Source organism: Saccharopolyspora sp. NPDC002686, from assembly GCF_040295745.1.
Lineage (GTDB): Bacteria > Actinomycetota > Actinomycetes > Mycobacteriales > Pseudonocardiaceae > Saccharopolyspora > Saccharopolyspora oryzae.
This window is the reverse complement of record NZ_JBEOVY010000316.1, coordinates 1-9,285: the sequence shown is the minus strand read 5'-3', so window position 1 is coordinate 9,285 and position 9,285 is coordinate 1. Positions and strand designations below refer to the sequence as shown.

The window sequence follows — 9,285 nt, the reverse complement described above, 5'->3', positions numbered from 1 at the left end:
TGCGGGTGCCCGACTTTATGTATGCCAATACACGGCAGTCGGGCCGTCCTCGCCAGGCGAACGCTGAGAACCCGCGGCGGTGCCAGCGCCGAGGGTGGGCTATTCGCCTGGCGGCGAATCCCAGCAAAAGATCGAGAACACGTCAGCGCTACTTCAGGTCGCGCAGGAGGCGTTTGAGGATCTTGCCGGAGGGGTTGCGCGGTAGTTCGGCGCGGAACTCGACCTGCCGGGGCCGTTTGTAGTTCGCCAAGCGGTCCCGGCAGTGCGTCATCACGTCCTCGGTGGACAGATCCGCGCTGCCGACGACGAACGCCTTGCCGACCTCGCCGAGGCGCTCGTCGGGCACTCCCACCACGGCCACGTCCACGACTCCGTCCAGCCTGGACAGCACCTGCTCGATCTCGGCCGGGTAGACGTTGAAACCACCGCAGATGTACATGTCCTTGAGCCGGTCGGTGATCGTCAGGTACCCGCGCTCGTCGAGGGTGCCGATGTCGCCGGTGCGCAGCCAGCCACCTCGGTCGAAGGCCTGCTCGGTCGCGGCTTCGTCGTCGAGGTAGCCCAGCATGACGTTGGGCCCGCGCACCTGGACCTCCCCCGCCTCACCCGCGGGCTGTACAGCACCGTCCTTGCCCGCGATCCGGACTTCGAGCTCGGACGTGGCGCGCCCGCAGGTGCTGGCCACCGTCTCGTCGTCGTCATCGGGCCGGCACATCGTCACCACGACGGCTTCGGTCAGCCCGTAGGCGGTGAGCACGGCGTCGAAGGTCAGCTCCCGCTGCATCCGCTCGACCAGCACGACCGGGACGGTTGCCGCGCCGGTCACCGCCAGGCGCAGGCTGGACAGGTCGTAGCGATCCCGGTCGGGGTGTTCGAGCATCGACTGGTAGATGGTCGGCGGGCCGGGCAGCACCGTGATCCGGTCGGCTTCGACCCGGCGGAGCACTTCGGCGACGTCGAAGGTCAGTTGCGGCAGCACGGCGACACCGCGCAGCAGGCAAGGCAGGAGCCCCGCCTTGTAGCCGAAGCTGTGGAAGAACGGGTTGATCACCAGGTAGCGGTCTTCGCCGGTCAGCTCGCTGTTGGCCGCCCAGGACCGGGCGACGCCGAGCGCCTGGCGGTGGGCGCTCATCGCACCCTTGCTCCGACCCGTCGTGCCCGAGGTGGACAGGATGTCGCTGACGTCGTCGGGCGCGACCGCCGCCGCCACCTCGTCGGCCTGCGATTCCGGGACCGCTGCTGCCAGCGCGTCCAGGTCGTCCCAGCGGCGGGTGCCCTCGACCGGCTCCAACTCGCCCTCGACCGGGACGCGGATGATGGTGCGCAGCTGGTCGAGCGCTGCGCTGTCGACGTCGCGGATCTGGGCCAGCCGGTCGACGCCCAGGAACTCCCCGGCGATCACCAGTGCTCGAGCGCGCGAACGCCGGATCACGTCGAGGCTCTCGGAGCCGGTGAACCGCGTGTTGATCGGCACCAGCGTCGCCCCCGCGTACAGCGCGCCGAGCGCGGCCAGCACCCAGTGGTGGGTGTTCGGCGAGCACAGCGCGACCCGATCGCCGGGCCGGATGCCTTCGGCGATCAGGGCGCGCGCCACGGTCCGCACCCGGTCCAGCAGCTGCGCGAAGTTCAGCCGAACCGGGCCGTCCAGCAGCGCATCCGAATCCGGAAAGCGTTGCGCGGCAAGGGCGACTGCGGCGGGGACGGTGAGCGGCTCGCTCCCGGACACGGAACCACCTCCAAGCAAGTGCTTGGTAAGCTAACTCCCCGAGCGCTTGCTTGGCCAGCCGCGTGGGCCGATTGCCCGAATCGGCCTACTGGCCGATCGGCACGAAGTCGGACCAGGGGGTCTCGCTGAGCTTGGCCTTGCCGTCCCAGAGCTCGACCTTGAAGTGCACCCGGCCGCTCTCCTTCATGTCGAAGTTGCAGTCGACCGGATCACCCATGGAGTTGAGGTCCTTGCACACCGCCACCCGGCCGTAGTCGGTCTCGGCGACCGTCTGGATCCACTTGCCGTCCTTGTTGGTGTCGTGCGCGAACAGGTGGTCACCGATCGCCTCGAAGCAACCGGAGCCGCGCTCCTCCCCCTCGTAGGTGAGGGTCTGGCACCACTTGGTCTGCACCGGTGTCGCCGGTGCGGTCTCCGAGTCCGCACCCGCCTCGGTCGCCTCCGCCGGCTCCTCCCCCGCACTGGTCGGCGCGACCGAATCGAGCGGCTCGTCCGCCGTCGGCGGTGTCTCCGCCGGGATCGCCTGGCCCGATTCGGTCCGCATCGCGCTGGCGACGGCGATCGACCCGGCGAGCACCGCGAGCACACCGACGCCTGCGGCCACGTACGGCCAGCGCGCACGGCGGCGCGGCGGCGCTGCGGCCACCGGTGCGTACTCGCTCGGAACGGCGGTGACGCTGGTCAGCGCCTGGCTGGCGGCCCTGGCCAGCTGACCAGCGCTGTCGTAGCGGTCGGCCGGGTTCTTCGCCATGCCGCGGGCGACGATGTGGTCGAACTCCCGCGGCAGGTCGCCGCGGGCGGCCGAGGGCAGCGGCGGCTGGTGGTTGAGGTGCGCGTTGATCAGCGAAGCCGCCGTATCGCCCGCGAAGGGCTTCGCCCCGGTCAGGCACTGGTAGAGCACGCAGGCCAGCGAGTACACGTCGGCCCGGTGGTCCACCGGACCGTCCTCGAAGCGCTCCGGCGCCATGTAGGCCAGGGTGCCGACGGCGTAGCCGGTGGAGGTCAGGTTCCCCGAGGCCCGCAGCGACGCGGCGATGCCGAAGTCGACCAGGTAGGCGAAGCCGTTCTCGGCGACCAGGATGTTGGACGGCTTGACGTCGCGGTGCACCAGGCCTTCGGCGTGCGCGGCGTCCAGCGCCTGCGCGACCTGTTCCAGGATGGCCACCGCGTCCGCCGGGCGCATCGGGCCGTTCGCTCCCAGCAGCGAACCGACGTCGCCGCCCTCGACCAGCCGCATGTCCAGGTAGAGCCGGCCGTCGATCTCGCCGTAGGCGTGGATCGGGATGACGTGCGGCTCCCGCAACCGGCCGGCCGCGTGCGCCTCCCGCTTGAACCGGTCGCGGAACTCGTCGTCCGCGGCCAGGTTCGCGGCGAGCAGCTTGAGGGCGACCACGCGGTCGTGGCGGGTGTCGTAGGCGCGCAAGATCTCACCCATGCCGCCTCTCGCGATCAATCCCTCCACGCGGTACGGGCCGAACTGCCACTTCACGGTGCGCAACTCCTCAAACCGACTTCCGGTCATCCTATTGGGTGACGCGCAGCAAAGCACACGACCCGACCCGACCCGTCTACCAGCGATTGTCCCGACATGCGAGCACCGACGGTCAACATTGCGCTACGAATGCGACCCACCTGCTGCGTCCGCGGCACCCGGCCTGCTAGAAGAAGTGGATCATGATCTGACGCCCCCGGCAGCGGAAAGGACCGGTCCCCGATGTCGACCGACCCGACGGACGAACGCAAGATCGAGCGCGGCGAGGAGCTGGGCGGCTGCCCGGTGAGCCGCGGCAGCGACGGGGTCTGGCTGGTCCGGGGCCACGCCGCCGCGCGCGCCGCGTTGCGCAGCACCGACACCGTCCAGGCCGGGCTCGGCGTGGAGACCGTCGAGAAGATGCCGGCCAAGATCCGGCGCCCGGTGCTCTACCGGGACGGCCCCGAGCACCGCGAGCACCGCCGGCAGACCGCCAAGTACTTCACGCCGCGGCGGGTGGACGAGGCCTACCGGGGCCTCATGGAGCGGGTCGCCGACGAGCAGCTGGCCAAGCTCCGCCACGAAGGCCACGCGCGGCTGTCGGAGCTGAGCTTCAACCTCGCCATCGACGTGGCGTGCGCGGTGATCGGGCTGACCGAGAGCCGCCCCGGCCTGGCGCAGCGGTTGGAGCGGTTCTTCCCCGAGGAGTTCGGCGAACCGGGTTTCACCAGCCTCAACGGCCTGTACTGGGTGTGGCGGCAGGCCAGGAACTGGTCGGGCATCTTCTTCAACGACGTGCGCCCGGCCGTGCGGGCCCGACGCGCGCAGCGCCGCGACGACCTGATCTCGCACCTGCTCGACGAGGGCTGCTCGTCTGCCGAGATCCTCGGCGAGTGCATCACCTTCGCCGCGGCGGGCATGGTCACCACCAGGGAATTCGTCAACCTGGCGGCCTGGCACCTGTTCACCAACGACGCGCTCCGCGACCGCTACCGCGCTGCCGAGGAGACCGAGCGGATCGCGATCCTGCACGAGCTGCTGCGCCTGGAACCGGTGGTCGGACACCTCAAGCGCCGCACCACCGCACCCGTCGAGCTGCCCGCCGAAGACGGCGAGACCGTCACCGTCCCGGCCGGGGACGTGATCGACGTCCAGGTCAGCGCGACCAACACCGATCAGCGCGCGGTCGGCGACGAGCCCCTCGCGGTGTGCCCGGCCCGCCCGCTCACCGACGCCGCACCCCCGGGGATGTCCTTCGGCGACGGCGCGCACAAGTGCCCGGGCGCGAACGTCGCGATCCTGGAATCCGACATCTTCCTCACCAAGCTCTTCGCCCTGCCGGGAGTCGCGCTGCGCACACCACCGCGCGTCTCCTTCAACGACGCGATCGGCGGCTACGAACTCCGCGACATGGTCGTCGAGCTCCAGTGATCACCGCGACGAAGGGGCGCCTTCCACCCGGTTTCGCGGGCGGAAGGCGCCCTTTCTCGGAGGCTTGGCGCTGACCTTGGAAAACGCTGGTCACGGGAGGTGTGGCCAGCGGTTTGGTCGAGCACAGCACAGACACTCGCTGTTGATCTGCTGTTGGTACGTGGCGTGACGGTTTCGAGCCCACGTTTGCCCCACGCCGTTGATCAAGGTTCCCCACGCGGTAGGGCGCGCAGCGTACCCGCGTCAAGCCAGCATCATTGCCGCCTGCTCGGCGCGGCCCCTGGCCATGCCTTGCGGGGACTTCTGGCCCTACATGGTGGGTCGTCTGTGCCGAGTAGCGTTGGTATGCAGGGTTTCTAGGCGTACCCACCGTTCATGGCGGAACGAAGTAGCGGGGGGACACGATGGCTGTGTCAGATGCGCTTGCAACCATGTCAGCCAAAGCCAAGGAGGTTGAGGACAAGGTTCATGCTGCGACAGAGGTCCAACGCGCGAAATTGGAAGAAGATGCCGCCCAGGCCCGAACCGCAGCCCAGGAACGCAGTCAAGAAATCCGCGAGCGGATCGAGAAGACCAAGTCCGACGCCGCTGCCAGGTGGCGAGATCTCCAAGAATCGTGGGACAGGCACGTTCAGCAGATCCAGGCCAGTGTCGAGAAAAAGCGCCACGAGCTGGATGTGAAGCAGGCCTCGAAGCACGCCGAGGTGGCAGAGGCTGATGCCGAGTTCGCGGTTGCCCACGCCATGGCCGCAATCGAGGAGGCGGAGTACGCGGCGCTCGAAGCACTTCTCGCTCGCAACGCTGCAAACGAGCTCCGAACGAGCCGTTGATACGGGACTTGCCGCGCCTGATATATCCGGCGGAGCCACTGGCGAACTCCTACAAGCGAATCCTCTGCTGTGGCCCTCGGACCGCTGCCGACCAGCCGCAGAGTCTGGGTCGCCGTCGTAGAGCCTCACCAGCTCCCGCACAGCCTTGCGCGCGGCGGCAAGCGCCGCGTCTTCGCCCGGGTGCGATCCGGCCCGTTCCTCGCAACGGGTGATCGGGTGCCGGAACCGGGCGGAGCAGTTCCCGCTCGGAAGCTGCTCGGCCCATACCTTGGTCATGTCGCTGAACCCTTCGTTCATGGTTCAGCGACATGCACGACCGAGAGGAAAGCCAGCTCGCGTGGGGCGGCCGCGTCAAGCACGGAAACGATCTTGTGGGCCGCTTCGTGGGGAACCTATGGTGCACCAACCAACATCCGTGCAGGTCACGACCAACCCCAGCGCGAGACGCCGAAAGGCGCCCTTCGGTTCGTTCAGGTGGCGGGCAGGATCCGGCCGGTGACCTCGCCGAAGCCGATGCGGGTGCCGCCGGCCCCGGGGGCGGTGGCGGTGATCGCGACTTCGTCGCCGTCCTCGAGGAACGTGCGCTCCTCACCGCCGATGCTCAGCGGTTCCTTGCCACCCCAGGTGAGTTCGATGAACGCACCCCGCTGGTCCTTCTCCGGACCGGAGATGGTGCCCGAGGCGTAGAGGTCGCCGGTGCGGCTGGTGGCTCCGTTTACCGTCATGTGGGCCAGCATCTGGGCCGGCGACCAGTACATCTCGCGGTAGGGCGGGCGGGAGACCTCGTGGCCGTTCCAGGACACCGCGAGTTCGACGTCCAGGCCCCACGGTTCGGATTCCTTGAGGTACTGCAGCGGTTCCGGGCTCTGCGGCGGGGTTTCCACCCGCGCTTCCTCCAGCGCGAGCAGCGGGACCACCCACGGCGAGATCGAGGTGGCGAAGCTCTTGCCGAGGAACGGACCCAGCGGCACGTACTCCCACGCCTGGATGTCCCTGGCCGACCAGTCGTTGACCAGCACCGCGCCGAACACCCGGGTGCCGAACTCGTCCACCGGCACCGAGGTGCCCAGGTCGCTGCCGGTGCCGACGATGAACCCGAGCTCCGCCTCGATGTCCAGGCGGCGGCACGGGCCGAACGTCGGGGCGTCCTCGCTCGGCGCCTTGCGCTGCCCGCTGGGGCGGACGATGTCCGTGCCCGACACCACGACCGTTCCACCACGCCCGTGGTAAGCGACCGGGAGGTGCTTCCAGTTCGGCATCAGCGGTTCGGAATCCGGGCGGAACAGCCGCCCGAGGTTGGACGCGTGGTGCTCGGAGGCGTAGAAGTCGACGTAGTCGGCGACCTCGATCGGTAGGTGCATGCGCACCTCGGCCACCGGGTGCACCACCTCGTCCGGCACCTCGCCCGAGACCAGCTCGGTGATCTGCCGGCGGACCTGCACCCAGCGGTCGCGGCCCTGGGCCATGAACGCGTTCAGCGCCGGCTGCGCGAAGACCTCGTCGCCCAGCGCCGCCGCCAGGTCGACGACGGAATCGCCGACGCGGACGCCGACGCGCGGTTCGGTCCCGGGCGTGGAGAAGACGCCGTAGGGCAGGTTGGTGAGCCCGAACAGCGAGCCGTCCGGAATGTCGATCACGAGTGGGTTCCTCCTCCGCTGAGCACCTCGGCCGGGACCAGGCCGAGGTCGACCAGTTCTGCCAGGGGTTCGCCGATGCTGCAGGTGCCGAACGACAGGAAGCGGTCGCGTGCCGCCACGACCCGCACCCGGTCCAGCTCCGCCACCCGCTTGGCGATCTTCTGCGCGTCCCGCTCGGCGAGCACGTCGGCGATCTCCGCCTCGTCGGCGAAGTCCACCGCCGCGTCCGTGGCCAGCAGCAGGTTCAGGTAGCCGTGCTGCTCGAAACCCGTTGCCGGGTCGGTGTTGCGAATCGCGTGGTGTAACCCCGCGGTGGCCTTGAACGGCACTCCGGCTTCGACCACCGCGCGGATCGCGGCGGCCAGCTCGGCGTCGTCGGGGTACAGCTCGGCTTTGACGCCGCCGGTGCGGAACTTCGCCCGGTACCGGGTCGAAGCGCAGGTCGCGATGACTTCCGGGCGGCGCTCGTCGCGCGGAACCTCCACGAACACCGCCACGTCCTCGTCGACACCCACCGCGTCGAGAGCCGCGAAGAACTCCTCCGGTTCCCGCCCGGCCGGAACCGCGACCTCCAGCGCACGCAGGCGGACCGGCAGGGATTCCACCGCCGCGAGCACGGCCGGCAGCTGCGCCGGGCCTTCCGGGGCGGTGACGGAGAGTTCGAGCTGCTGGTCGGGACCGATCAGCCCGGGGAGCTCGTCGAGCGCTGGCGCGGCCAGCACGAGCGGGCCGACCAGCGCCGCGTACGGCGACCGGGTGTGCCGCAAGTGCGCGGCGACGGCGTCGGGCAGCGGCGCGAGACCGGGCGGGAAGACCGCCGCGTCGTCGCACAGCCCCTTGGCGAAGTCCGGGATGCTCACTGCTCCGGCCCCCGCCCCGCCCAGGTCCAGGCGTAACCGGGGTCTTCAGCGGCCCGGCCGCCCTCGCCGAGCTCCAGCGGGCGGAAGGTGTCGACCATGACCGCCAGCTCGTCGAAGTACTCCACGCCGATGCTGGCCTCGGTGGCACCCGGCTGCGGTCCGTGCGAGTGCCCTCCGGGGTGCAGCGAGATCGAGCCCTGGCCGATGCCGGAACCCTTGCGCGCCTCGTAGTTCCCGCCGCAGTAGAACATCACCTCGTCGGAGTCCACGTTGGAGTGGTAGTAGGGCACCGGGATGGACAGCGGGTGGTAGTCCACCTTGCGCGGCACGAAGTTGCACACCACGAAGTTGTTGCCCTCGAACACCTGGTGCACCGGCGGCGGCTGGTGCACGCGGCCGGTGATCGGCTCGAAGTCGGCGACGTTGAACGTGTGCGGGTACAGGCAGCCGTCCCAGCCGACCACGTCGAAGGGGTGCTCCGGGTAGACGAACCGGGTGCCCACGATGCCCCGGCTGCCGCGGTGCTTGACCAGCACCTCCACGTCGGTGCCCTCGGACAGCAGCGGTTCGGCCGGACCGTGCAGGTCCCGCTCGCAGTACGGCGAGTGCTCCAGCAGCTGGCCGAACTTCGACAGGTAGCGGCGCGGCGGGGTGATGTGCGAGTTCGCCTCGATGCAGTACGCGCGCACCGGCTCGTCGCCCTTCGGCACCCAGCGGTGGGTGGTCGCGCGCGGCAGGAGCACGTAGTCGCCCTGCCGGAACGGCAGCGCGCCGAACACCGTTTCGACCACGCCTGCACCGGACTCGACGTAGACGCACTCGTCGCCGATCCCGTTGCGGTACAGCGGGGAGGTCTCACCGGCGACGACGTAGGAGATCCGGACGTCGGCGTTGCCCAGGACCAGCCGCCGGCCGGTGACCACGTCGTGGCGCTTCCACTCCTGGCCGCCGAACAGCTCGTGCAGCTTCAGGTGCCGCGGGCGCAGCGGGTGGTTCGGCTCGGTCTCCAGGTCCGGCAGCTCCCAGACGGTGGAGTCCACCAGCGCCGAGGGCAGGTTGCGGTGGTACAGCAGCGAGGAGTCGCTGGAGAAGCCCTCCTCCCCCATCAGCTCCTCGTAGTACAGACCGCCGTCGGACCTGCGGTGCTGGGTGTGCCGTTTCGGCGGAACATCGCCGACCTGCCGGTAGTACGCCATCGACCTCGCCTCCTCGCAGCGGCCCAGGGCTCCAACGCCCCGACGCAATTGGTCAATGTATTAACTATCTCGACGCCCCGCAACAGCCCACCGACCCACGAGCCACGCAAGTTCAATGGAAATCGGACGTCTGA

Annotated in this window: 7 protein-coding genes; 2 read left to right on the top strand and 5 right to left on the bottom strand. The window is 69.6% G+C overall.

Features of this window, described 5'->3' with window-relative positions:
* Positions 1–148: 148 nt before the first annotated feature.
* Positions 149–1,726 carry a FadD3 family acyl-CoA ligase gene (locus tag ABTZ89_RS30630; protein ID WP_351051219.1) on the bottom strand — a complete coding sequence of 526 codons (1,578 nt, stop codon included), beginning with the start codon at positions 1,724–1,726 and terminating at the stop codon, positions 149–151.
* An 85-nt stretch (positions 1,727–1,811) separates the two neighbouring features.
* Positions 1,812–3,215, bottom strand: coding sequence for a serine/threonine-protein kinase (locus ABTZ89_RS30625; protein ID WP_351051216.1), 1,404 nt, complete (start codon positions 3,213–3,215; stop codon positions 1,812–1,814).
* Positions 3,216–3,440: 225 nt separating this feature from the next.
* Between ABTZ89_RS30625 and ABTZ89_RS30620 the strand changes: the two genes are divergently transcribed.
* A complete protein-coding gene (locus ABTZ89_RS30620) occupies positions 3,441–4,628 on the top strand; it encodes a cytochrome P450 (protein ID WP_270949894.1) in 1,188 nt (395 codons plus the stop codon).
* Positions 4,629–5,059: 431 nt separating this feature from the next.
* Positions 5,060–5,458: a hypothetical protein gene (locus tag ABTZ89_RS30615; RefSeq protein WP_270949895.1), complete on the top strand. Its 399-nt coding sequence runs from the start codon at positions 5,060–5,062 to the stop codon at positions 5,456–5,458.
* A gap of 470 nt (positions 5,459–5,928) precedes the next feature.
* Here ABTZ89_RS30615 and fahA read toward each other — a convergent pair whose 3' ends face one another.
* The 3 genes from fahA to ABTZ89_RS30600 are packed head-to-tail and all read right to left on the bottom strand — an operon-like array spanning position 5,929 to position 9,151.
* Positions 5,929–7,095 carry a fumarylacetoacetase gene (gene fahA / locus ABTZ89_RS30610; protein WP_351051212.1) on the bottom strand — a complete coding sequence of 389 codons (1,167 nt, stop codon included), beginning with the start codon at positions 7,093–7,095 and terminating at the stop codon, positions 5,929–5,931.
* Complete coding sequence (locus ABTZ89_RS30605) at positions 7,092–7,955, bottom strand: hypothetical protein (protein WP_351051210.1); 864 nt, start codon at positions 7,953–7,955, stop codon at positions 7,092–7,094. The genes fahA and ABTZ89_RS30605 overlap by 4 nt, the downstream gene beginning before the upstream one ends.
* Positions 7,952–9,151, bottom strand: a complete 1,200-nt coding sequence (locus tag ABTZ89_RS30600; protein ID WP_270949898.1) for a homogentisate 1,2-dioxygenase — start codon at positions 9,149–9,151, stop codon at positions 7,952–7,954. The genes ABTZ89_RS30605 and ABTZ89_RS30600 overlap by 4 nt, the downstream gene beginning before the upstream one ends.
* Positions 9,152–9,285 lie beyond the last annotated feature (134 nt).

Bases quoted from the DNA above. Each gene is read 5' to 3' on its own strand.
- ABTZ89_RS30600 (WP_270949898.1), bottom strand. From the start codon at position 9,151: ATGGCGTACTACCGGCAGGTCGGCGATGTTCCGCCGAAACGGCACACC.
- ABTZ89_RS30615 (WP_270949895.1), top strand. From the start codon at position 5,060: ATGTCAGCCAAAGCCAAGGAGGTTGAGGACAAGGTTCATGCTGCGACA.
- ABTZ89_RS30620 (WP_270949894.1), top strand. From the start codon at position 3,441: ATGTCGACCGACCCGACGGACGAACGCAAGATCGAGCGCGGCGAGGAG.